The following is a 22,212-nucleotide window of genomic DNA, read 5'->3' on the forward strand; positions in this document are numbered from 1 at the left end:
GTCGCTCAGTGCAGGCTCGGACGCTCCGGTTCGTCCGGGTGGTCCCAGGCCGGCCATTCCTCGGAGATGGACCCGGACCACTCCGGCTGACGCCGCTCCCGGAACGCCGTCATCGCCTCGCCGCCATCGATGCTCTTGGCGACGTGCTGATTCAGCTCGGTCTCCAACCGCCCGACCACCGACGGCGCCATATCCATGCTCTCCCACAGCAGCCGCTTGGACAGCGCGGCCGTCAGCGGGGCCGAGCCATTGGCGATATCGTGCGCGACCGCCAGCGCCGTCGGCAGCACCTCACCGCCGGGCAGGCAGGCATTGGCCAGGCCCATCGCCTTGGCCTCCTCGCCGTCGAAGGTGCGGCCGGTGAGCAGGATGTCGGCGGCATTGGCGAGGCCGGCCAGCCGCGGCAGGGTCCAGTGCGCGTAACCGTCGGCGAGCACACCGCGGCGCACCTGGCTCAGCCCGTATACCGCGTCGTCGGCGAGGTAGCGCAGATCGCATTGCAATGCCAGCGCCAGGCCGATCCCGACGGCGTGCCCGTTCACCGCGGCGATCACCGGCTTACGTACCCGGAACGGCGGCGGGTCGATGGTGCCGGTGACCCCGCCGACCCGGTCGGACAGATCCGCGCCCGCGCAGAACGCGGGCGGGGTGCCGGTGATGACGACGACGCGGATGGCGTCCTCGATATCGCAGCGCTGCAGGGCCGCGCTGAGCTCGGCGATCATCGCCGGGGTGAAGGCGTTCTGCTGAGCGGGGCGATTCAGGGTGAGGACGGCGATGCCCGCGGAGACATCGACGAGCAGTTCCGAACTCATGCCTTGGATCGTAGACGACCCCGCCCGGCCCGGTGGGCGCTCGGCGAGGTGCTCACGGGCGCAGGATCTTGCGGCCGATGGCGTACTTGTGCACCTCGGTCGGCCCGTCGTAGAGCCGGAACGCGCGCATATCGCGGAAGATCATCTCCACCACGGTCTCGTCGCTGATGCCGATGCCGCCGAGCACCTGCACGCAGCGGTCGGTGACCTTGAACAGTTCCTCGGAGACGAAGGCCTTGGCCACCGAACTCTCGTGCCGCGCCTTCTCACCCTGATCCATCAGCCAGCAGGCGTGCCAGATCGTCAACCGGCACTGGTGCAGGGCGATCTCGTTGTCGGCCAGCATGAACGACACGCCCTGGTGTTCGCCGATGGTCTTGCCGAACGCGGTCCTGGTCTTGGCGTGCTCGACCGCGATGCTGTGCGCGCGCTCGGCCGCACCCAGCCAGCGCATGCAGTGGGTGAGCCGGGCCGGGGCGAGCCGCAGCTGGGCGTAACGCAGCGCCTGACCGGACTCACCGAGCAGCGCGTCCTTGGGCAGGGTCAGCTGATCGAACCGCACTACGCCGTGCCCGGCGACGTAGTTGCGGTCCATGGTGTTCATGGTGCGTTCGATGACGATGCCCGGCTGATCGCCGTCGGTGAGGAACAGCGTCGGCCCCGCGGGCAGGTGCGGGTTCTCGGCGAGGCGGGCCATGATGATCCAGGTCTTGGCGCCGTTCGCGCCGGTGATCAGCCATTTGCGGCCATTGATGGTGAAGTTCTCGCCGTCGAAGGTGGCGGTGGTGGCCAGCTGGTTGGGGTCCGAACCCGCGCCGCCGGGTTCGGTCATGGCGAACACCGAACGCTGGTGGCCGTTGATCACCGGCATCAGGTAGCGCTCGGTCTGCTCCGGGTTCGCGATCTTGGACAGCAGGAACATGTTGCCCTCGTCGGGCGCGGCGCAGTTCATCGCGATGGGGCCGAGCGTGGACCAGCCCGCCGCCTCATACAGCACCGCCTGCTCGACATGGGTGAGCCCGCGCCCGCCGAGTGCCTCGGGCGCCTGGATGGTCAGCAGCTTCTCCGCCCGCGCCAGCTCGACCAGCTCCTGCCGCAGCTCATCGGTCGGTCCGTGTGCGGTGAGCCGTGGGTCGCGCTCGAACGGCACGATCTTCTCGGTGACGAACCGGCGGATCCGATCGCGCTCGGCGGCGAGGTCGGCGGGGATGCTGAAGTCGATCATCAGTGGTCACCTTTGCTAGGGGGTGCGTTCGATGAGCATACGAAACCGTCGCGCGCATACTGAAGGCACATGCCATCAAACTTCGCCGATCGACTGTTCAGCAGTATTTGCGCAGGTGAGGCGGCGCATGGCTAGTGCTGTGACGGAGAAGGCTCGCCGGGTCGATCAGTGGCTCGGCGCCGGGCCTGCTCGATCTCGTTGATGTGGTCCTCGGTCCACTGCCGCAGCGCCGTGATGGGCTCGGCCAGACTGCGTCCGAGCGCGGTGAGGTCGTATTCGACCCGCGGCGGGATGGTGGGGTAAACGGTGCGGGTGATGAACCCGTCGCCCTCGAGGCTGCGCAGGGTCTGCGTCAGCATCTTCTGCGAGACGCCCTCGATGCGCCGGCTCAAATCGGTATAGCGCATGGTGCCCTCGAGCAGGGCATCCACGACGAGGACCGTCCACTTGCCGGCGATGTGATCGAGCACCTGGCGGGTCGGGCACTTCGCCGAGTAGACGTCGGCCGGCAGCCCGGAGGACTCCACAATCGTCTGCATAGGAGGAGAGTAACGCACTAATTAGTGCCTTCTTCCCAGAAGCGAGTCACTCTCCGATAGTTAGTGGCATGACAACCCACACCATGTCTGTCGCCGAAGCCATCCGCACTCGCCGCACCGTCCGCCACTACCGACCCGACGCCATCCCCGCGACCGCGATCGAGGCACTCCTCGCGCTCGCCATCGAGGCCCCGACCAGCTGGAATCTCCAGGACCGGTCCATCGTCGCCATCGCCAGTGACGAGGGTCGCGCGGGTCTGACCTGGGCCACCGGTGGGCAGCCACAACCACAGGAAGCACCGCTCATGCTCGTCTTCGTCGCCGAGCCGCAGTCCTGGCGCGAGGACCGCAGTGACGTCTACGAACAGGCCCGCCGCAACGGAGCGTGGAACGACGAGTTCGTCAGGATGTTCTCCGCGGCATCGCAAACCTTCCAAACCGACCTGGAGGAGCGTGGCCTGCTGCGGGAGTACGCGATCAAGGACGCGATGATCGCGGCCAGTTACGTGATGCTCGCCGCCACGGATATGGGGCTCGCCTCGTCACCGATGAACGGCTGGGACGAAGCAGCGGTGAAGAAGGTGATCGGCATCGAAGACCGCGACGACCTCGCCATCGCCCTGCTGATGTCCATCGGCTACCCGGCCGAGCAGCGTCGCCATCCCGGCCGCCGGGCCCGGGAACGCAATGTGTTCCACGAATCTTATGGATCGTCCGTGACCCACCGGCGGTGACGCGACGCTGTCAGCGGAGGTCGGCGTTCTGTCGGCGCGTTTTCAACGGCAGCCGCGGCGCCCCGGCCGTCGAGCGCCGGTCAGACCGCCGACCGGACCCGCGCCGCTTGCCTGCGGCGGGTGCCGACCACACGGCAGACGATGTAGATCAGGAACGACAGTCCGGTGACGAAGGTCGAGACCGGTACGCCGGGTGCGAGGGAGAGCAGGATGCCGCCGACGGCCGCGATTTCGGCGAACACCACCGTCAGGACGGTGGCGCGGGCCGGGCTCGCGGTGAGTTGGGCGGCGGCGGCCGCGGGGGTGATCAGCAGGGCGAGCACGAGCAGGGCGCCGACGATCTGGACGCCGAAGGCCGCGGTGATGCCGAGCAGCACCGCGAACACGATCGACAGCGCCCGCACCGGTACCCCGCGGGCCACCGCGACGTCGGGGTCGGAGCTGGCGAACAGCAGCGGGCGGTAGACGAAGGCCAGCACCGCGAGCACCCCGGCGGTGCAGACCGCGAGCAGCCCGAGCCCGCTGTTGCCGACGCTGACCACCTGCCCGGTGAGCAGCGAGAATTTCGACCCGGCGCGGTCGGGCCCGAGCCACAGGAACAGCACCGAGAGCCCGAGGCCGAACGAGAGCACTACCGCGATCACCGAATCGCGTTCGCGCGCTTTGGTTCCCAGCACACCGAACAGCACCGCCGCCACCACCGAACCGGCGATGGCGCCGAGCCCGACGCCGATGCCGGCCAGTAGCGCCGCCGCCGCACCGGTCAGCGACAGCTCGCTGGTGCCGTGCACCGCGAACGACATCTGCCTGCTGATGATCAGCGGCCCGATCACCCCGGCCAGCAATCCCAGCAGCGCGGCGGCGATCACCGCCTGCTGCACGAAGTCGTAGGACAGCAGGTTCGCGGTGGTGGAGAAGTCGAACATCTTCGACACCACGTCGGCGAGCTTGTCGTTCACCGGCGCGCCTCGCTGTCACCGTCGAGCGCGCGGACCGGGCTGCCGGGTCCGGCGTTGGATGCGCTGTCGCCATCGGCCGAGTGCGGATGACCCGATTCGCCGAGTGGGCGCGGGGTATCGGCCCCGGAACCGGCGGCGGTCGTGGAGCCGGTGGCGGCGAGCCCACTGCCGGCCGCCGTGGTCTCCTTGCTGCGTGGGCGCGGCGCCGAGTGCGGAGTCCCCGGTTCGCCGTGGCAATGTGCGCCGGCGGCACCGAGAGCGTCCATGGTGTCGCCCGTCCCGACGACGACCAGCCGCCCGCGCACCCGCAGCACATCAACCTCGGTCTGGTACAGCTCGGACAGCACCTCGGAGGTCATCACCTCGTCCGGTGTGCCGATCCGGAACTTGCCGTCCACCAGGTACAGCACCCGGTCCACCAGCGGCAGGATCGGGTTGATCTCGTGGGTCACGAACAGCACGGCGGTGTCGTGGGTGCGGCGGCGCCGGTCGATCAGTTCCGACACCAGGCGCTGGTTCGCCAGGTCCAGGCTCAGCAGCGGTTCGTCGCACAGCAGCACCCGCGGATCGCCGACCAGCGCCTGCGCCACCCGCAGCCGCTGCTGCTCACCACCGGACATGCTCTCCAACGGCGCGTCTGCGAACGCCTGCGCGCCCACATCGGCCACCGCCGCGGCGACCTTGCGCTTACGCTCGCGACGGGTGCGCCACCCCAGCCCCCACCTGTGCCCGTCCACTCCGAGCCCAACCAGATCGGTGCCACGCAGCTGCACACCGGCGTCGATGGTCTTCTGCTGCGGGATGTAACCGATATCCGGATGCCCCGCGCGCGCCGGCACGCCGGCGATCTCGGCGCTACCCGAGCTCAACCCGAGCTGGCCGAGCAAAACCTTCAGCAGCGAGGTCTTCCCGGACCCGTTGGGCCCAAGAATCGCGATGAACTCACCGGGCGCCACTTCGAGATCGAGGCCCTGCCACAGCGTCCGCTCCCCGAACGACAGGCGTGCCGAATCGAGCTTGATCGCGGGCGTGTGGGCCGGCTGTGTCGTCGACGCGGCGGCGGCCGGCGCGCCTCCGCCGGCCGGTGCCGCGGTGTCAGCCGACGACCCGGTCAGCTCCGGCTCGCCCAGCTCCACCCGATCGGCCTCATCGACCCGACGTTCGGCGCGCATGTGAATCAGTCCAGTGCCGAAGCGATGGCGCGTGCGTTGTCGGTCTGCCAGGTGACGTAGTCGACCCCGGCGGGCAGCGTTTCGGTCACCTCGACCACCGGGATCCCGGCCGCCTCGGCCTGGGCGCGCAGTTCCTTGCTGGTGTTGTCCTCGGTCTGCACGTTGTAGACCATGGCGCGAACCTGCTTGCCGGTGATCAGGTCGCGGGTGGCGGCGACGGCGGCGGGCGCGGGATCGGTTTCCTGCTCGATCGCTTCCTGGTACTCGTGCGGGGTCACGTCCTGTGCACCGGCGTCGAGCAACAGATAGTGCGCGAGCGGCTCGGTCTGCATGATCGGGGCGCCCGGGTGCGCGGTGCGCGTGGGAGTGGTGTAGGAGCGCACGCCGTTGAGGCTGTCTTTGAACGCGGCCGCGCGGTCGGTGTATCCGGTGGCATTGTCGGGGTCGATCTCGCCGAGGGCCTGGGCGATGCGGTCGGCGACTACCGCGACGGTGTCGATGTCGTACCAGACGTGCTCGTTCTCGTCGTCGCGGATATCGTCGGCACGCGACTCGAAGGCGTTGACGGCACGTTTGCCGGTGCCGTCGATGGCCTTGTCGATGAATTCGTCGTACCCGCCGCCGTTGTAGACGACCAGATCGGCGTCGGTGATCGCGGCCGACTCGATGGCCGAGGTTTCGTGCGAATGCGGGTCGCCCGCGGGGTCGGTGATGATCGATTCGACCTCGGCGTCGGGCCCGGCGACGGTAGCCGCGATATTGCCCCAGACGTTGGTGGAGGCGACGACCGACGGCTTATCCGAGGCGTCGTCGGAGCCGGTGCCGCAGGCGGTGAGGCTCAGTGCGGTCGCCAGACCCACCGCGACGGTTGCGAAGGTGGTGGCAGATCTGGTTTTCACGCGGGCTCCCGGAAAGCTTAATGGAAATCGTTTCCGTTTTACTTTATCAGGGCGTTTCTGCGGATACGAACCGAATCCGTGTGATCTGTGTTCCCCGGACGTGGAACGGCCCACGTCGCGGCGACCGGCGGGCGGCCGCCGCGACGTGGGCCATGGTCCGCGATCAGCTCACCAGTGCGTTCACCGGCTGGCTCAGCAGCTGCGCGCACCGCAGCAGGCCGAGGTGGCTGTAGGCCTGCGGATGGTTGCCGAGCGAACGCTCGGCCACCGGGTCGTACTCCTCGCTGAGCAGACCCGTCGGCCCGGCCACGTCCACCAGCTGGGCGAACAGTGCCTCGGCGTCGGAGCGCTTGCCGATCAGCAGGTACGCCTCCACCAGCCACGCCGCGCACAGGTGGAACCCGCCCTCGCCGCCGGGCAGGCCGTCGTCGTGGTGATAGCGGTACACGGTCGATCCGCTGCGCAGCTCCGCCTCGGTGGCGACGACGGTGGCCGCGAACCGCGGGTCGGACGGATCGATCAGCCCGCTCAACCCGATGTGCAGGGTCGCGGCGTCCAGATCGGTGCCGTCGTAGGCGGCGGTGAACGACTGCACTTCCTCGTTCCAGCCCTTGGTCTTGACCTCGTCGGCGATCTGATCGCGCAGCGCGGCCCACTCCGGGTGGATCGGGCGGTCGAACTTCTGGGCGAGGGTGAGCGCGCGATCGATGGTCAACCAGCCCATGACCTTGGAGTACACGTGGTGGCGCGGGTTGCCGCGGATCTCCCAGATGCCGTGGTCGGGCTCGTGCCAGCGCCGCTGCACCGCCGAGACCATGGCGTGCACCAGCTCCCAGTCCTGATTCGGCAGCGCCATCCGCGGATCGCCGACGCCCTGGGTTTCCCTGGCGTGCGCCAGGGTGGCGATCAGGTCGACGATCGGACCGAAGACGTCCAGCTGGACCTGCATGTTCGCCGCGTTGCCCACGCGCACCGGCCGCGATCCGGCGTAGCCGGGCAGCTGATCGATGACGGCCTCGGGCGGCAGCGTCTCGCCGTAGAGCGTGTACAGCGGGTGCAGCCGCTCGGGCCCGGGCAGCGTCTCCAGCACCCGGTGCACCCAGCCGAGGAAGTCCTCGGCCTCGCCCAGCGAACCCAGCGACACCAGCGCCGACGCGGTGAGCGCGGCATCGCGCAGCCAGCAGTAGCGGTAGTCCCAGTTGCGCACGCCGCCGATGTCCTCGGGCAGCGAGGTGGTCGCCGCGGCCAGGATGGAGCCGGACGGCGCGTGCACCAGCCCGCGCAGCGTGAGCGCGGAGCGCTTCATCAGGTCCGGCTTGAGCGGCGGCAGATCGAGCCCGGCGGCCCACGAGGACCAGTAGGTCTCCGCGATCCGCCTGCGCTCGGGTTCCGGCGTCATGGCGGGCGCGAGATCCGGTGTGCCGCAGCGCAGTTCCAGGATCACCGGGCCCTGCGACGGATCGACGACGGCGGTCGCGGAGCTGTGCACGCCGTCGCTCTGAATGGTCCATTCGACACCGGGGGAGCGCAGCACCGTCGGGTCGTTGGTGCCGCGCACCCGCAGCCCGTTCGGCTCGGCCTCGATGGTGACCGGCACCTGGCCGAACTCCGGACGCGGCGCGAAGGTCACCACGGCGCGAGTATCGCCGGTGATCACCCGGGTCAGGTCGGTGCGGTCGGGCGCCACGTCGTGCGGCAGGTAGTCGACCACTTGCAGCTTGGCCCAACGGGTTTCGACGGTCATGGTGCCGTCGATGTAGCGCTGCGACAGCGGCAGGCCCGGACGTTCCGGCGCGATGCTGAAATGCCCGGCCTGCGGACCGCCGAGCAGATGGGCGAACACCGCCGCCGAATCGGGTTCGGGATGGCAGAACCAGGTGACGGTCGCGTCCGGGGTCAGCAGCGCCACCGAACGCGGGCTGGCCAGCATGCTCAGCCGCTCGATGCGCGGCGCGCTGGCACCGGCCAGCCAGGTGCGGCGCTCCTCGAGCAGGTAGGCCAGCGCGCACGACACGGCCTCGGTATTGGGCACCCGGTACTTGGCCAGGCTCTCGCCCTCGCCGACCTTGATGCCGACGTCGGGGCCGGACAGCATCCGGAACGCCTTCTCATCGGTGACGTCGTCGCCGAAGAACACCGCCGCCGACGCACCTTCCTGATGCCGGATGGTGTCGAGGGCACTGCCCTTGTCGGTGGGGATGACGGCCAGTTCGATGACTGCCTTGCCCTCGGTGACCTGCACCCCGACCCAGCAGGCCGGGCCTTGGCGGACCTGGTTCAGCGCGCGCCGCCCGATCTCCGGCCCGGCATTGCGCACATGCAGCGCGATGCTGGCCGGCTTGGTCTCGACCGTCACGCCCGGATTCTCCGCGGCGATCTGGTTCAGCGCGGTGGTCAGTTCTTGCAGCAGCTGCTTGGCGTCGTTGTCGATGGCGTGCACGAAGCCGACATCGAACTCCGAGCCGTGGCTGCCGATCAGCTGCACCTCGACGGGCAGCCGCGACAGCGCCGCGAGATCACGCAGCGCCCGGCCGGAGATGACGGCGGCCGTGGTGCCCGACAGCCCGGCCAGCGCGCGTAAGGCGCGCACCGACTCGCCGTGCGGGTACGCCTTGGCCGGATCGGACACGATGGGTGCGATCGTCCCGTCGTAATCCGATGCGACCAACAGGCGTGGGACCCGCGCGACCGTCGACAGGGCACGACGAAGTTCCAGTGGGAGATCCTGTGCGCTCACGCATCCAACCTTATGGATCGGAGGAGTTTTTCAGGGGGCGGCCATGACAATACTGGGTTGAATTCTCATCACCGACATGCGGCGATGCCCGTGCACCGCCCCCGTGCTCAGGAGTTGTTGCCCAGCAGCAGGTCGACGGTCAATTCCAGCCGTTCGGTGACGTCGGTCGCTGATGCCCTTCGGGTGAGCCAGGCCACCAGGTTCGACAGCCACACGTCGCTGATGACGCGGGCGATGGCGAGCTGACGTTCGGTCGGCTCGCCGTCGTTCATGGCGCGGGCGAAGACCCGGTCCATCACCTTGCCCACCCGGTCCACTTCGGCGGCGGCGGAGGCGTCGGCGAACATGAAGGCGCGGGTCATGGCCTCGGTGAGCAGCGGGTCGCGCTGCATCATCCGGGTGATCTGGGTGAGCAGCAGGTGCATCCGTTCGCGCGGGGTCTGCCCGGCCAGCGGCTTGCGTTTGCCCTCGATCTGCTCGAATTCGCGCGAGAGCGCCGACACCAGCAGGTGCACCTTGGAGGGGAAGTAGCGGTAGAGAGTGCCGACGGCGACGTCGGCGCGTTCGGCGACCGCGCGCATCTGCACCGCGTCGTATCCGCCTTTGGAGGCCAGTGCCAGCGTCGCGTCGAGGATGCGCTTGCGGCGTTCGCGCTGCGCGGTGGAACTCAGCTCGTCCTCGCTGAGCGTGGTCACGGCGGCTCGGGTGCCCGCTGCGGGCGCCCCGTTCGAGTCGGCCGGCTGCGAACGGGAGGGGCTGGCCATCGGTGCTGGTCCTTTCGTGTCGGGTCGCCGCGGAGTGCGAGGCCCGCGTGGATTCGCGGGGCGTCACTCGCGCCGGACCCGCTCGCTCGGTGGGTCGTACGCGTTCGATCCTGTGGACGAAAGCATCGCTTGACTTCCGCCCGGCCAGGATATTAGAACATGTTCTAGGTGTGGGAGTCACGCCGGAAAGGCGGTATGTACTGTGACCATCGCCACCACTGACGAGCATAAAGCCGTTCAGGAGTCGATGAGCGGATGGGCTGCAGCGGTACGTCCGATTGCAACAATGCGGGACGAAACGACCGGCTTCTGGCGCACCTACTGGGATCAGCTGACCGACCTCGGGATCTTCCGGGTCGCGGTCGACGAGCAGGCGGGCGGTGCCGGTGGGTCGATCACCGATCTCGCCGTGCTGGTGGAGCAGGCCGCGCACGATCTGGTGGGCGGGCCGGTGCTCACCACCGCGTTGGCCGGTGTGGTGACCGGCGGGCGACTGGACGAACAGCAGCCGTGCGGAGTCGCGCTCGACACCGTTGTCGAGTCGGCGAGCAGCTTATCGGCTGTGGATCGCCCGCGGCAGGGCGAAGCCGGTGAGCTGGTGCTCAACGGCGTGTGGGAGACGGTGCTCGGCGCCGCGTCCGGTACGTCGGTGCTGCTGCCGGTGCGGGTCGCCGACGGTTCGCGCTGGTGTCTGATTCCCGCTGACGCTGCGGGCCTGACCATCGAGCCGCTGGAACCGCTGGACCCGAGCACCCCGCTGGCCCGGGTGCGCTGCGCCGACGTGCCGGTGCCCGCCGCGGACGTGTTCGCCCCCGCTTTCTCCGTCGAAGACCTGATCGTGCTGCTGGCCACCGCCGAGCTGGCCGGTGTGGCCGGGTGGTGCCTGCGGACCGCGGTCGAATACGCCAAGGTGCGTGAGCAATTCGGCAAGCCGATCGGCAGTTTCCAGGCCGTCAAGCACATCTGCGCCTGGATGCTGTGCCGAACCGAGCTGATCCGCGCGGTCGCCGCCGACGCGGCCGCGGCAGCAGACGACGCCCGTGCCGGATCGGCCGCCGAACTCCCGATCGCGACCGCGATTGCCGCCGCCGTCTCGCTCGACGCCGCGGTCGACACCGCCAAGGACTGCATCCAGGTCCTCGGCGGCATCGGCTTCACCTGGGAGCACGACGCGCACTTCTATCTGCGCCGCGCGGTCGCGCTGCGGCAGCTGCTCGGCGGTGGCGGCTACTGGCGCGCCCGCGTGACCGAACTGACCAGGGCGGGTGCGCGGCGCACCACCGGCGCTGACCGGATCCTGGCCGAGGCCGCCGGCGACGCCGGATCGTCCGGTGAAGGTGTCGGCGCCGCCGTGGGTGTGGCGGCCGCGGTCGGCAATGCCGCCGCGGTGTCGCTCGAGGTCGGCGAGGCCGCGACCGGATTGGCCGCCGAGGTCGCGAAGATCGCCGCACTGCCCGTCGATCAACAACGTAAGGCGCTGGTCGAGGCCGGTCTGGTCATGCCGCACTGGCCCAAGCCCTACGGCCGCGGCGCCGACCCGATGTCGGGTCTGCTGATCTCCGAGGAACTCGCCCGCGCCGGGCTCGAGGTGCCCGACCTGGCCATCGGCGGCTGGGCGGTGCCGACCCTGCTGCAACACGGCACCCCGGAGCAGATCGAACGGTTCGTCTGGCCGACGCTGCACGAAGAGGTCATCTGGTGCCAGCTGTTCAGCGAGCCGGGCGCCGGTTCCGATCTGGCCGCGCTGCGCACCACTGCCACGAAGGTCGACGGCGGCTGGATGCTGCGCGGGCAGAAGGTGTGGACCTCGCTGGCCGACGCCGCCAACTGGGGAATCTGCCTGGCCCGCACCGATCCGGAGGCGCCCAAGCACAAGGGCATCAGCTACTTCCTGGTCGACATGCGCAGCGCGGGCATCGAAATCCGTCCGCTGGTGCAGATCACCGGCGAGGCGCGGTTCAGCGAAGTCTTCCTCGATGACGTCTTCGTGCCCGACGACTGCGTGGTCGGCGCGCTCGGCAACGGCTGGAAGATCTCCCGCTCCACCCTGTCCGCCGAGCGGATCGCCATGGGCGGCAAGGGCATCGGCCAGGTGCTGGAGGAATTGGTCGACAAACTGCCAGCGACCGGACCGGGCGCCGAGCTGATCAGCGACCGTCTCGGCCGGTTCGTCGCCGACGCGACCGCCGGTCTGCTGCTGGAGCAGCGCGGCGCTGCCCGGATCCTGGCCGGCGCCGACGCGGGCCCGCAGAGCAGCGTGCGCAAGCTCGTCGGCGTGCGGCATCGGCAGGAGGTCGCCGAATTCGCTGTCGAGGTGACGGGCACGGCGGGTGCGCTGGAGACCGAGGCGACCAAGGAGTTCCTGCTCACCCGCTGCCTCTCGATCGCGGGTGGCACCGAGCAGATCCTGCTGACCCTTGCCGGTGAGCGGATCCTCGGGTTGCCACGGGACGCGGGGTAGTGCGGATGCGCGAACAGCACACGTGGCCTTGGGCTTCGAGTATGAACGACTGGAGATAAGCGTGGACTTCACCAGAGACGAGGCCCAGGACGCCGTGGCCGAGGTCGTCGTGAGATTGCTGGAGCGGGAATCGGCCCGCGAGGCCGAACTGTGGCAGCCGTTCGTGGATACCGGGTTGCCCGCGGTGGCGCTGCCGGAACGCTTCGGCGGTGACGAGATGGGCGTGGCCGCGGTCTCGGTGCTGCTCACCGAACTGGCCATCGACGCGGTCGCCATCCCGGCGCTGCCGACGTTCGGCTTCGGCGTGCTGCCCCTGCTCGGCGCGCCGGATACGGTGGCCGAGAAAGTCTTTCCCGCGATTGCCGCGGGCGCCGTGCTGACCGCCGCCCTGCACGAGCCCGGTGCGCCGTTCACCACCAAACCGGCCACCAAGGCCGTCGCCGAGGGCGACAAGGTGCGCATCACCGGCCACAAGGTGGCGGTGCCCTACGCCGAGCAGGCCCGCTGGATCCTGGTGCCCACCGAAGCCGGCGTCGCCGTGGTCGACGCTGCCGCAACCGGCATCACCCGCACCGCCTCGCCGGTTTCGGGAGCGATGCCGGAGTACACGCTGCATTTCGATTCGGTCGAGATCCCGGCCGACTGGCTACTGCCCGATGCGGTCGCCGCGCTGCACCGCTGCGCACTGGCCTCGATCGGCGCCGTCGCCGACGGCCTGCTCGAGGGCGCGTTGAAGCTCACCGCCGAGCATGTGCGCACCCGTCATCAGTTCGGCAGGCCGCTGGCCGAATTCCAGGCGGTGGCCCAGCAGATCGCGGACCTGTACGTGATCTCGCGCACCCTGCACGCTGCCGCCCTGTCCGCGAACTGGGCGCTGGCCCAGGACGATTCGAGCCCCGATCACCAGACCAGGATCGACGACGACCTGGACGTGCTCGCCTACACCGTGGCCGCGGAACTGCCGCGCGCCATGCAGAAGTGTCATCACCTGCACGGTGGCATCGGCGTCGACGTGACGCATTCGATGCACCGCTACTACTCCCAGGCCAAAGATCTCGCCCGCTGGCTGGGCGGCGAGTCGCTGCGCCTCGACCGATTGGGGGCCAGATGTTCATCGATCTGACCAACGAGCAGCGCAAGCTGCGTGACGAATTACGTTCCTACTTCGCCGATCTCGTCACGCCCGAAGAAGAAGCCGCCATGGCGGTGAACCGGCACGGCGACGCCTACCGCGAGGTGGTGCGCCGGATGGGGCGCGACGGCTGGCTGGGTGTCGGCTGGCCCAAGGAGTACGGCGGGCAGGGTTTCGGCCCGGTCGAGCAGCAGATCTTCTTCAACGAGGCCGTCCGCGCCGACGTGCCGTTGCCGCTGGTCACCCTGCTCACCGTGGGCCCGACGCTGCAACAGTTCGGCACCGAGGAGCAGAAGCAGAAGTTCCTGCCCGGCATCCTGTCCGGCGATATCCATTTCGCCATCGGCTACTCCGAACCGGAGGCGGGCACCGACCTGGCCGCTCTGCGCACCAGCGCGGTGCGCGACGAATCCGGTGACTGGATTGTCAACGGGCAGAAGATCTTCACCACCGGCGCGCACGAGGCCGATTACGTCTGGCTGGCCTGCCGCACCGGTTCGGTGGAATCGCGGCACCGCGGCATCACCATCCTGATCGCCGACACCAAGGACCCCGGGTACTCCTGGACACCGATCATCACCTGCGACGGTGCCCACCACACCAACGCCACCTATTTCGACAACGTGCGCGTCCCGGCGAACATGCTGGTCGGCGAGGAGAACCGGGGCTGGAAGCTGATCACCACCCAGCTCAACCACGAGCGGGTCAGCCTCGGGCCGTCCGGCAAGATCGAGCAGCTCTACGACAAGGTCGTCACCTGGGCCCGCCCGCGCGGGCTGCTCGACGAACCCGACGTCTGCCGCTCGCTCGGCCGCATCCACGCCATGGTGCGGTTGAACGAACTGCTGAACTGGCAGGTCGCCGCCACCCACGGCAGCGGCGACGAATCGCAGGTGATCGCCGACGCCTCGGCGACCAAGGTCTACTCCACCGAATCGCTGCAAGAGGCGGGCCGGCTGGTGGAGGAGATCGTCGGCCGCTACGGCGATCCGGCCGATCCGGCCACCGCCGAACTGCTGACCTGGCTGGATCGGCGCACCAAACAGAACCTGGTCGTCACCTTCGGCGGCGGCGTCAACGAGGTCATGCGTGAACTCGTCGCCACCGCCGGCCTGCGCTTGCCGCGCGTGCCCAGATAGCAGCATCAACCAACGAAGGAGCAGCGCGTGCCGGAAACACTCACTCCGGAAGCGATCATCGCGGCCGGTGAGCAGATCATCGCCGCGGGCGAATCCTCGCATCGCGCGGGCCGCGACCCGGTCAACCAGCCGATGATCAACAACTGGCTGGAGGCGATCGGCGACCAGAACCCCGTCTACGTCGACGAGGACGCCGCCCGCGCCGCCGGATTCGCCGGCATCGTCGCCCCGCCGGCCATGGCGCAGGTGTGGACCATGCCGGGCCTGCACGGCCAGCGGTCCCCGGACGACCCGATGAACGCCACCATGGCGCTGCTCGACGAGGCCGGCTACACCTCCGTCGTCGGCACCAACTGTGAGCAGACCTATCACCGGTACCTGGTGCCGGGCGAGCAGGTCACCGTCACCAGCGCGCTCACCGACATCACCGGACCCAAGCGCACCGGGCTGGGGGAGGGCTGGTTCATCACCTTCGCCACCCGCTGGTACGTCGGCGACGAGCTGGTCACCGAAATGCTGTTCCGGATGCTGAAATTCGCGCCGGGCAGCGAGAAGCCGGCCGCCGAACCCGAGCCGGATCTGTCGGCGCGGGTGCGTCCGCTGGTCTCGCGCGACACCGAATTCTTCTGGGCCGGCACGCGTGCCGGTGAGCTGCGCATCCAGCGCATGCCCGACGGCACGCTGCGCCATCCGCCGGTGCCCGCGATCTGGCAGGACAAATCCGAGCCGGTCGACTATCAGGTCGCGTCCGGGCGCGGCACGGTGTTCAGCTACGTCGTGCATCACGCCCCGAAGGTGCCGGGACGTCAGCTGCCGTTCGTGGTGGCGCTGGTCGAACTGGAGGAAGGGGTGCGCATGCTCGGCGAACTGCGGGGCATCGAACCCGACAAGGTCGAGGTCGGCCTGCCGGTGCAGGTGGACTTCGAGAAGCTCGACGACGAGACGGCACTGCCGTTCTGGAAGGTGATCGCGTGACCGCCACCATCGAACCGGCCACCATCGCGGTCGGAACCGAACTGCCGGAGCTGGTGATCCACGCCGATCCCACCTTCGTCATCAGTTCCGCACTGGCCACCAGGGATTTCCAGGATGTGCACCACGATCGCGACAAGGCGGTCGAGCGCGGCTCCAAGGACATCTTCGTCAACATCCTCACCGATACCGGTCTGGTGCAGCGCTTCGTCACCGATTGGTCGGGACCGCGCACGATCGTCAAGAAGATCGCGCTGCGTCTCGGAGTGCCGCTGTATGCCGGCGACACCCTCACCCTCACCGGGAAGGTCACCGCCATCGAGGGCGACGACATCCATATCTCCGTCACCGGTCGCGACAGCTTGGGCGACCACATCGTCGCCACCGCCGTGATCGCCATTCGTTCTTCGGAAGCAGGTGCCTGAGATGAGTGCACAGTCGGCGCTGTCCGGGCGGGCGGCGATCGCGGGGATCGGCGCCACCGATTTCTCCAAGGATTCCGGACGCAGCGAATTGCGGCTGGCCGCCGAGGCCGTCACCGCGGCATTGGCCGACGCGGGCCTGACGCCCGCCGACGTCGACGGCCTGACCACCTTCACCATGGACACCAACACCCAGGCCGCGGTCGCGCGTGCGGTGGGTATTCCGCAGCTGAAGTTCTTCAGCGACATCCGCTACGGTGGCGGCGCGGCCTGCGCGACGGTGCAGCAGGCGGCCATGGCGGTGGCCACCGGTGTGGCCGATGTGGTGGTGGCGTACCGGGCGTTCAACGAGCGTTCGGAATCGCGGTTCGGGCAGTTCTCCACCGCCTTGGCGACCGCACCCACGTCCTCTGGTGTGGACGCGGGCTGGTCGTATCCGCAAGGGCTCGGTACGCCCGCCGCGCAGGTGGCGATGGTCGCGCGCCGCTATATGCACGTATACGGCGCCACCAGTGCCGATTTCGGCCGCGTCGCCGTCGCCGATCGCAAACATGCCGCGGTGAATCCGAACGCCTTCTTCTACGGCAAGCCGATCACCCTGGAAGATCATCAGAATTCGCGCTGGATCGCCGAACCGCTGCATTTGCTGGACTGCTGCCAGGAATCCGACGGCGGCGTGGCCATCGTGGTCACCAGCGTCGAGCGGGCCAAGGATCTGCCCAACCGTCCGGCCGTCATCACCGCCGCCGCCCAGGGCAGCGGCGCCGACCAATACGTGATGACCAGCTACTACCGCGACGCCATGACCGGCCTGCCCGAAATGGGCCTGGTCGGCGACCAGCTGTGGTCCCAGAGCGGCCTGCGCCCCGACGACATGCAAGCGGCCATCCTCTACGACCACTTCACCCCGTTCGTCCTGATGCAGCTCGAAGAACTCGGCTTCTGCCCCCGCGGCGAAGCCAAGAACTTCATCGCCGACGGCGCCATCGAACTCGGCGGCCGCCTCCCGCTCAACACCCACGGCGGCCAACTCGGCGAGGCCTACATCCACGGCATGAACGGCATCGCCGAAGCGGTCCGCCAAATCCGCGGCACCTCGGTCAACCAGGTCGAGGACCTGACCAACATCCTGGTCACCGCGGGTACGGGGGTTCCGACGTCGGGGCTGGTCCTCAGCGCTGCCTGAGCGCGCAGAGTCACATGGCCGAGAGGTCCTCTCGGCGTTTGCCTCGGCCATGTGGCTCTCGGTAGGTGCTGTTGCGTGCGCGGGATGCAATAGCGTCCTCGAAGTGAGCCCGGCAGCCATCCGGACGGTTGGTGAGCCGGGCTTCGCGCATGGTGCGCGGCAGTCCAACCAGCCGTGTAGCCCAGGGTGCTACGTGTGGCTACACTGGTGGCATGAAGACGATCACCCAGCGCGAGCTACGGAACAACTCGGCTGCCGTGATGGATGCAGTCGAGGCCGGCGAAACGTACGTCGTGACGCGCAACGGCGTCGAGGTGGCCGAGGTGCGGCCGATTGTTCGCCGTCGGCGGATGACAGCACATGAGTTGGTTGCACGGCATCGCCACCTGCCGCGCGTCGACTACGAGGCGATGCGGCGCGAGGCGGACGAGTTCTTCGGCACCGAAGACCGCGTCGGCGATGACGACCCGTGGCAGCGCGCGCGTGGCTGATCGCCGCGAAACAGGGATTCTCGATACCTGTACGTACCTCGACCTCGGCCTACTCGACCCGGAGGCACTACCAAACCTGCCGCAGATCACGGCTATCACCTTGGCGGAGCTGCAACAAGGTGTTGCGATGGCGCGCGACGCAGCCGAGCGGGCAGTCCGAACCGAGCAGCTGGCGGCGGCGATCGTCGAATTCGATCCACTGCCATTCGACGAGGCTGCGGCGACCCGATACGGGACCCTGGTCGCTTTGACAATCGCCGCGGGTCGCAACCCTCGGCCTCGCCGGATGGACCTGCTCATCGCGGCGACCGCCTCTGCCCGTGGTCTGGCGCTCTACACTCGCAATGGTGCCGATTTCAGGGGGCTCGAAAGCATGGTCGACATAGTCGAACTGTGATCTGTCCCCTGAAAGGTGTGCGTAGCACGCTGGTTCGGGTTGAGTGGAAGTCGCTGCCCGACTTGGGGTGCATGCAACTACCGGGGAGATGCGATGGAAGCCGCAGCGATCCAACTCGACGCCGACCAGCAGCGGGCGGCCTCTTGCCTGGCCGACCTACTCGACCGCCACCACCGCCCCCTGAAAAACCACCGCGGCATCTACCTGCACGGCCGTCCGGGCCGCGGCAAGACCATGGTGATGGATCGCTTCTTCGCCTCCGTGGACCCGAAACACAAGCGCCGCTTCCACTTCCACACCTTCTTCACCGGCCTGCACGCGCAGACCCACGTGCACGGCTCCATCGATAAGGCCATCGACACCCTGCTCGGCAAGGCCCGGCTGGTGTGTTTCGACGAATTCCATGTGCACGACATCGGCGACGCCATGCTCATCACCCGCATGCTCGACGCCCTGTTCGCCCGTCGCCTCACCCTGGTGGTCACCTCGAATTACGCACCGGCCGAACTGCTTCCGAACCCGCTGTTCCACGACCTGTTCGTGCCGACCATCGAACGCATCGTCGCCGAACTCGACGTGGTCTCACTGGACGGCCCGCTCGACTACCGCACCATCGCCCACGGCCGCGCGGCGGGTTTCCGGGCGGGCCGCTACATCGTCGGCCCTGCGCCGGCCTTCGGCCGTACCGGCCGCCAGGAGTCGGCCGTGTCCGATGACGATTCGCCGGGCAGTCCCGGCCCGCGAGTCGGGGTCGCAGTGGGCAGCCGGACCGTACGGGCACTGGCCGTCGACGACGCGACCATCACCCTCGATTTCACCGACCTGTGCGCCACGCCCACCTCCGCTGCCGACTACATCGACCTCGCCGAGCGGTTCCCAACCTGGACCCTCTGCGGCGTACCGCTCCTGCGCGAAGTGCCACCGGACTGGGCGATGCGCCTGGTGAACCTCGTCGACGTCCTCTACGACGCCGACCGAACCCTCACCGTCTACGCGCAGGCCCCGGTCCAAGAGCTCGTCGCCGGTGTACGCGACGTCCCCGATATCGCAAGAGCGGCCAGCCGTCTTGGTGAGTTGTCACAAACCGAGGCGGTGGCTGTCAGTTAGCTGAGCCAACTCCGGGCGCCCCCGCCGCGACCTGGGACGAGGCAGTTAAAACGGACGTTCTCCGAAGTAATCGATTCCCTCCCGAGCGGACCGTTCGGCATGTAACTATGTGGCTGTTTTGGGCAGTACACAAGTATGGGGTAACGCAGTGGTCCGGTCGCGAGCGCCGATATCGCGCGTGATCGTGGTGATCACGCTGCTCGTCTGCGCCGTTATCGCGTTGCGCGGCTATCTGCCGGGCGTCACCGAATCCGAGGACGACGGCCCGTCGGCCATGTCCGCCATCGCCGTGGCGCTCATGCCCGTGCTGCTGACGGTGTCGGTGGTCATCCTGCTGGCCGGCGTCATCGCCAGTCAGCACCGCCTGCCGTTGGCCATGCCCGAACCCGATCCGGACACCGATCGCGAACCGTGGAAGCTGGGCCGTGCCGGGTTGATCGTGCTCGGCCTCCTCACCGCGCTTGCCCTGTTGTTCGCTCTCGTCTCGGCCGTCTACTTCGTCGGCCTGCAACCCGACGCCGACACCTCGGTCGCGCCGCCGGCCGGCACCGCGACCCCGAGCCCGACCACCGGCGAAACCGAGCCCACCGACCCGTCCACCGCCACCGAACCCGCCGAACTCGCGGGCACCGCGCTGGTGCTGGCCGTCGTCGCCGCGGTCACCCTGGTCGGCGTGGCCATCGCGGGCCTGGTCGTCGTCGCGATCAGCACCCGCCGCAAGCCGGCTCCCGAACCCGAACCGGTCGCCCCCGTCGCGGAGACCGCTGCCGATTCGCTGGCCCGCGCCGCCGAAATGGGCCTGGCCGCGATGGCCGCGCCCGGCCAGGACCCGCGGACCGCGATCATCGCCTGCTACGTCGCCATGGAGCGCGGCTTGTCCGCCGCCCGTTCGGCGGCACCGCTGGCCTCCGACACACCGATGGAGGTGCTGGCTCGCGCGTTCGAGCACGGCGCCCTGCACGATGCGTCCGCGCGCGAGCTGGTGGCGCTGTTCGAGGAGGCCAGGTTCAGTCCCCATTCCATGATGGAATGGCAGCGTATGCGCGCCGAACAATTGCTGCGCATCGTGCTCGCCGACCTGCAAGGGGAGGTGGTGCCCACATGACGCGACTGAGCATGGTCGTCACCGCGGTGCTGGTGGTCGTGGTGATCGAGTTGGTCACCCTCGGCCGCGCCCGCGAGGCGACGCTCGCCGCCGCCGGTGTCCCGGTGGCGGTCGCCCTGGCTTGGCTGGTGTGGTCGCTGCTGGGCCGATCCGGTCCGCGCGAGCCCGATCTGCCCGACGAGATCGAGAACGGTCCCGCCGAGATGCTGCACCGCTGGCATGCCAGGGCGCAGATGCTCGCCGAACGCGCCGACGGCACCCGCGCGGATTGGGACCGCTACCTACGTCCCCTGTTGGCCAAAGAGTTCGAGTTGTCGGCCGGAGTGCGGGTCGCCAAGAACCGCAAGGCGATCGAGGCCGCCGGTATCCACCAGTTCGGTCCCGAACTGTGGCGTTGGGTGGATCCGGCGAACTCGGAACTGCGCGACCAGGTCGGTCGCGCACCGGGACGGGAGGCGTTGGACGAGATCCTGCGCCGACTGCAGAGAATGTGAAACGGGTTGAGCAAGTGCGGGTAGACAAATGACGATGCCTTTGGACGTGACCGTCCAACGCAGTGAGGCCGTGCTACGGGAGTTGTCCCGGGTCGTGGTCGGCAAACGAGACGAGCTGCAGCTCATCTTGATCGCGGTGCTGTCCGGCGGGCACGTGCTGATCGAGGATCTGCCCGGCCTCGGCAAGACGCTCATCGCCAGATCGTTCGCCGCCGCGCTCGGCCTGGATTTCGCCAGGGTGCAGTTCACCCCCGATCTGCTGCCTGCGGATCTGCTCGGGTCGACCATCTACGACATGTCCACCGGCCGGTTCACCTTCCGTCGCGGCCCGGTGTTCACCAATATGCTGCTGGCCGACGAGATCAACCGGACCCCGCCGAAGACGCAGGCCGCGCTGCTGGAGGCGATGGCCGAGGGGCAGGTCAGTATCGACGGTGAAACCTTCCCGCTGCCACAGCCTTTCATCGTGCTCGCCACCGACAACCCCATCGAATACGAGGGCACCTATCCGCTGCCGGAGGCGCAGCTGGACCGGTTCGCCATCCAGTTGCGGCTCGGTTATCTGTCCGAGCGCGACGAAACCCAGATGATCCGGCGCAGGCTCGAACGCGGCGCCACCGTCCCGCAGGTGGGGCAGGTGGTGGACGCGAACGGCCTGATGGAGATGCGGCATTCGGTCGAGTTCGTCACCGTGCACCCGGACGTCGTCGGCTACGTCGTCGCACTCGCCGCGGCGACCCGCGGACATCCGCAGGTCGAAGTGGGTGCGAGCCCGCGCGCGGAACTGGATCTGGTGCAGATGTCGCGGGCGCGGGCGCTGCTGCTCGGCCGCGATTACGTCATCCCCGAGGACGTGAAGGCGCTGGCGATTCCGGCCATGGCGCACCGGATCACGCTGCGGCCCGAGATGTGGGTGCGCCGGATCCGGGGTGAGGACGTGATCTCCGAACTGCTGCGTCGACTGCCCGTCCCGCGCGCCGCCACGCCATGAGGCATCGCGACTCGAGCACTGCGCTCGAGGCCGAATTGCAGTGGCGTCCAGCGCCATTGGTGTACATGCTGGCCGGGTGCGCGGCCGTCGCGCTGGTGCTCGCGATCGCGGTGAACAGCTGGCAGCTCGTGGTGTTCGCGGCGCCGCTGCTCGGGGTGCTCGCGACGGCGCCGTGGCAGCAGTCGCGGACCCGTATCCAGGTCGACGGTGGTCCGACCCAGCGCTGCTTCGAGACCGAAGAGGTGGTGCTGACCGTCGCGGCGTTCGTCGAGGAGGGACACGCGCTGCTGCGCTGCACCCCCGAGCCCACCAAGGGCCTGGAGACCGTGATCGAGGAGGCCAGCGATTCCGGTGCCGCGCCGGCCGGGCTGCGGTTGGCGTTGTCGGCCACACGCTGGGGCCGTTATCCGGTGAATGTCCGGGTATCGGCATTGAGCCCGGCCGGGCTGTCGGTGGCGACGGTGCGGCTGC

Annotated in this window: 20 protein-coding genes and 2 pseudogenes; 14 read left to right on the top strand and 8 right to left on the bottom strand. The window is 68.8% G+C overall.

What is annotated here, in order from left to right:
- Positions 1-5 precede the first annotated feature (5 nt).
- From RJ05_RS02200 to RJ05_RS02210, 3 genes are all read right to left on the bottom strand, one after another.
- Complete coding sequence (locus tag RJ05_RS02200; protein ID WP_036532505.1) at positions 6-815, bottom strand: enoyl-CoA hydratase/isomerase family protein; 810 nt, start codon at positions 813-815, stop codon at positions 6-8.
- A 52-nt stretch (positions 816-867) separates the two neighbouring features.
- The gene (locus tag RJ05_RS02205; RefSeq protein WP_036532507.1) at positions 868-2,040 is read right to left on the bottom strand and encodes an acyl-CoA dehydrogenase family protein; all 1,173 of its coding nucleotides are present in this window, start codon (positions 2,038-2,040) and stop codon (positions 868-870) included.
- A gap of 131 nt (positions 2,041-2,171) precedes the next feature.
- Positions 2,172-2,579, bottom strand: coding sequence for a winged helix-turn-helix transcriptional regulator (locus tag RJ05_RS02210; RefSeq protein ID WP_051016112.1), 408 nt, complete (start codon positions 2,577-2,579; stop codon positions 2,172-2,174).
- Positions 2,580-2,647: 68 nt separating this feature from the next.
- On the opposite strand from RJ05_RS02210, the gene RJ05_RS02215 reads away from it, so the two are divergent.
- Positions 2,648-3,313, top strand: a complete 666-nt coding sequence (locus RJ05_RS02215) for a nitroreductase family protein (protein WP_036532511.1) — start codon at positions 2,648-2,650, stop codon at positions 3,311-3,313.
- 80 nt (positions 3,314-3,393) lie between these two features.
- Here the strand turns inward: RJ05_RS02215 and RJ05_RS02220 are convergent, their stop codons facing one another.
- The 5 genes and pseudogenes from RJ05_RS02220 to kstR all read right to left on the bottom strand — a co-directional run bounded on the left by RJ05_RS02220 (position 3,394) and on the right by kstR (position 9,844).
- Entirely contained in the window at positions 3,394-4,272 is an 879-nt protein-coding gene (locus RJ05_RS02220; protein WP_036532514.1) for a metal ABC transporter permease, read from the bottom strand.
- 206 nt (positions 4,273-4,478) lie between these two features.
- Positions 4,479-5,444: pseudogene (locus RJ05_RS02225) on the bottom strand (metal ABC transporter ATP-binding protein); the annotation flags it as partial.
- 5 nt (positions 5,445-5,449) lie between these two features.
- Positions 5,450-6,343, bottom strand: a complete 894-nt coding sequence (locus RJ05_RS02230) for a metal ABC transporter solute-binding protein, Zn/Mn family (RefSeq protein WP_036532517.1) — start codon at positions 6,341-6,343, stop codon at positions 5,450-5,452.
- A gap of 163 nt (positions 6,344-6,506) precedes the next feature.
- Positions 6,507-9,080, bottom strand: a complete 2,574-nt coding sequence (otsB, locus tag RJ05_RS02235) for a trehalose-phosphatase (protein ID WP_036532519.1) — start codon at positions 9,078-9,080, stop codon at positions 6,507-6,509.
- A 107-nt stretch (positions 9,081-9,187) separates the two neighbouring features.
- Complete coding sequence (gene kstR / locus RJ05_RS02240; protein WP_036532521.1) at positions 9,188-9,844, bottom strand: cholesterol catabolism transcriptional regulator KstR; 657 nt, start codon at positions 9,842-9,844, stop codon at positions 9,188-9,190.
- Positions 9,845-10,091: 247 nt separating this feature from the next.
- On the opposite strand from kstR, the gene RJ05_RS02245 reads away from it, so the two are divergent.
- From RJ05_RS02245 to RJ05_RS02305, 13 genes and pseudogenes are all read left to right on the top strand, one after another.
- On the top strand, positions 10,092-12,305 hold the full coding sequence (locus RJ05_RS02245) for an acyl-CoA dehydrogenase family protein (RefSeq protein ID WP_249040500.1): 2,214 nt from the start codon (positions 10,092-10,094) through the stop codon (positions 12,303-12,305).
- Positions 12,306-12,366: 61 nt separating this feature from the next.
- Positions 12,367-13,428 (top strand): acyl-CoA dehydrogenase family protein, encoded by a 1,062-nt coding sequence (locus tag RJ05_RS02250; RefSeq protein ID WP_036532526.1) that lies wholly within the window; start codon positions 12,367-12,369, stop codon positions 13,426-13,428.
- The gene (locus RJ05_RS02255) at positions 13,413-14,576 is read left to right on the top strand and encodes an acyl-CoA dehydrogenase family protein (RefSeq protein ID WP_036532528.1); all 1,164 of its coding nucleotides are present in this window, start codon (positions 13,413-13,415) and stop codon (positions 14,574-14,576) included. Before RJ05_RS02250 ends, RJ05_RS02255 begins: the two co-directional genes overlap by 16 nt.
- Positions 14,577-14,603: 27 nt before the next feature.
- Positions 14,604-15,551 carry a bifunctional MaoC family dehydratase N-terminal/OB-fold nucleic acid binding domain-containing protein gene (locus RJ05_RS02260; RefSeq protein WP_036532530.1) on the top strand — a complete coding sequence of 316 codons (948 nt, stop codon included), beginning with the start codon at positions 14,604-14,606 and terminating at the stop codon, positions 15,549-15,551.
- Positions 15,548-15,973, top strand: a complete 426-nt coding sequence (locus tag RJ05_RS02265) for a MaoC family dehydratase (protein WP_036532533.1) — start codon at positions 15,548-15,550, stop codon at positions 15,971-15,973. Before RJ05_RS02260 ends, RJ05_RS02265 begins: the two co-directional genes overlap by 4 nt.
- Before the next feature lies 1 nt (position 15,974).
- Positions 15,975-17,156, top strand: coding sequence for a lipid-transfer protein (locus tag RJ05_RS02270; RefSeq protein ID WP_036532535.1), 1,182 nt, complete (start codon positions 15,975-15,977; stop codon positions 17,154-17,156).
- A 212-nt stretch (positions 17,157-17,368) separates the two neighbouring features.
- Positions 17,369-17,647, top strand: coding sequence for a type II toxin-antitoxin system Phd/YefM family antitoxin (locus RJ05_RS02275; protein WP_036532538.1), 279 nt, complete (start codon positions 17,369-17,371; stop codon positions 17,645-17,647).
- Complete coding sequence (locus RJ05_RS02280; RefSeq protein ID WP_174343885.1) at positions 17,616-18,044, top strand: type II toxin-antitoxin system VapC family toxin; 429 nt, start codon at positions 17,616-17,618, stop codon at positions 18,042-18,044. Before RJ05_RS02275 ends, RJ05_RS02280 begins: the two co-directional genes overlap by 32 nt.
- Positions 18,045-18,137: 93 nt before the next feature.
- On the top strand, positions 18,138-19,151 hold the full coding sequence (gene zapE / locus RJ05_RS02285; RefSeq protein ID WP_036532540.1) for a cell division protein ZapE: 1,014 nt from the start codon (positions 18,138-18,140) through the stop codon (positions 19,149-19,151).
- A 178-nt stretch (positions 19,152-19,329) separates the two neighbouring features.
- Positions 19,330-20,256 carry a DUF4129 domain-containing protein gene (locus tag RJ05_RS02290; RefSeq protein ID WP_051016115.1) on the top strand — a complete coding sequence of 309 codons (927 nt, stop codon included), beginning with the start codon at positions 19,330-19,332 and terminating at the stop codon, positions 20,254-20,256.
- Positions 20,253-20,750: a hypothetical protein gene (locus tag RJ05_RS02295; protein WP_036532546.1), complete on the top strand. Its 498-nt coding sequence runs from the start codon at positions 20,253-20,255 to the stop codon at positions 20,748-20,750. The genes RJ05_RS02290 and RJ05_RS02295 overlap by 4 nt, the downstream gene beginning before the upstream one ends.
- Before the next feature lie 28 nt (positions 20,751-20,778).
- Positions 20,779-21,741 carry an AAA family ATPase gene (locus tag RJ05_RS02300; RefSeq protein ID WP_036532548.1) on the top strand — a complete coding sequence of 321 codons (963 nt, stop codon included), beginning with the start codon at positions 20,779-20,781 and terminating at the stop codon, positions 21,739-21,741.
- Positions 21,738-22,212 (top strand): annotated as a pseudogene (locus RJ05_RS02305) (DUF58 domain-containing protein); the annotation flags it as partial. The gene RJ05_RS02300 and the pseudogene RJ05_RS02305, both read left to right, overlap by 4 nt.

It is taken from the genome of Nocardia cyriacigeorgica NBRC 100375, from assembly GCF_000308555.1.
Classification (GTDB): Bacteria; Actinomycetota; Actinomycetes; order Mycobacteriales; family Mycobacteriaceae; genus Nocardia; species Nocardia cyriacigeorgica.

Bases quoted from the DNA above. Each gene is read 5' to 3' on its own strand.
- RJ05_RS02200 (WP_036532505.1), bottom strand. From the start codon at position 815: ATGAGTTCGGAACTGCTCGTCGATGTCTCCGCGGGCATCGCCGTCCTC.
- RJ05_RS02205 (WP_036532507.1), bottom strand. From the start codon at position 2,040: ATGATCGACTTCAGCATCCCCGCCGACCTCGCCGCCGAGCGCGATCGG.
- RJ05_RS02210 (WP_051016112.1), bottom strand. From the start codon at position 2,579: ATGCAGACGATTGTGGAGTCCTCCGGGCTGCCGGCCGACGTCTACTCG.
- RJ05_RS02215 (WP_036532511.1), top strand. From the start codon at position 2,648: ATGACAACCCACACCATGTCTGTCGCCGAAGCCATCCGCACTCGCCGC.
- kstR (WP_036532521.1), bottom strand. From the start codon at position 9,844: ATGGCCAGCCCCTCCCGTTCGCAGCCGGCCGACTCGAACGGGGCGCCC.
- RJ05_RS02245 (WP_249040500.1), top strand. From the start codon at position 10,092: ATGAGCGGATGGGCTGCAGCGGTACGTCCGATTGCAACAATGCGGGAC.
- RJ05_RS02255 (WP_036532528.1), top strand. From the start codon at position 13,413: ATGTTCATCGATCTGACCAACGAGCAGCGCAAGCTGCGTGACGAATTA.
- RJ05_RS02270 (WP_036532535.1), top strand. From the start codon at position 15,975: ATGAGTGCACAGTCGGCGCTGTCCGGGCGGGCGGCGATCGCGGGGATC.
- RJ05_RS02275 (WP_036532538.1), top strand. From the start codon at position 17,369: ATGAAGACGATCACCCAGCGCGAGCTACGGAACAACTCGGCTGCCGTG.
- RJ05_RS02280 (WP_174343885.1), top strand. From the start codon at position 17,616: ATGACGACCCGTGGCAGCGCGCGCGTGGCTGATCGCCGCGAAACAGGG.
- zapE (WP_036532540.1), top strand. From the start codon at position 18,138: ATGGAAGCCGCAGCGATCCAACTCGACGCCGACCAGCAGCGGGCGGCC.
- RJ05_RS02295 (WP_036532546.1), top strand. From the start codon at position 20,253: ATGACGCGACTGAGCATGGTCGTCACCGCGGTGCTGGTGGTCGTGGTG.
- RJ05_RS02300 (WP_036532548.1), top strand. From the start codon at position 20,779: ATGACGATGCCTTTGGACGTGACCGTCCAACGCAGTGAGGCCGTGCTA.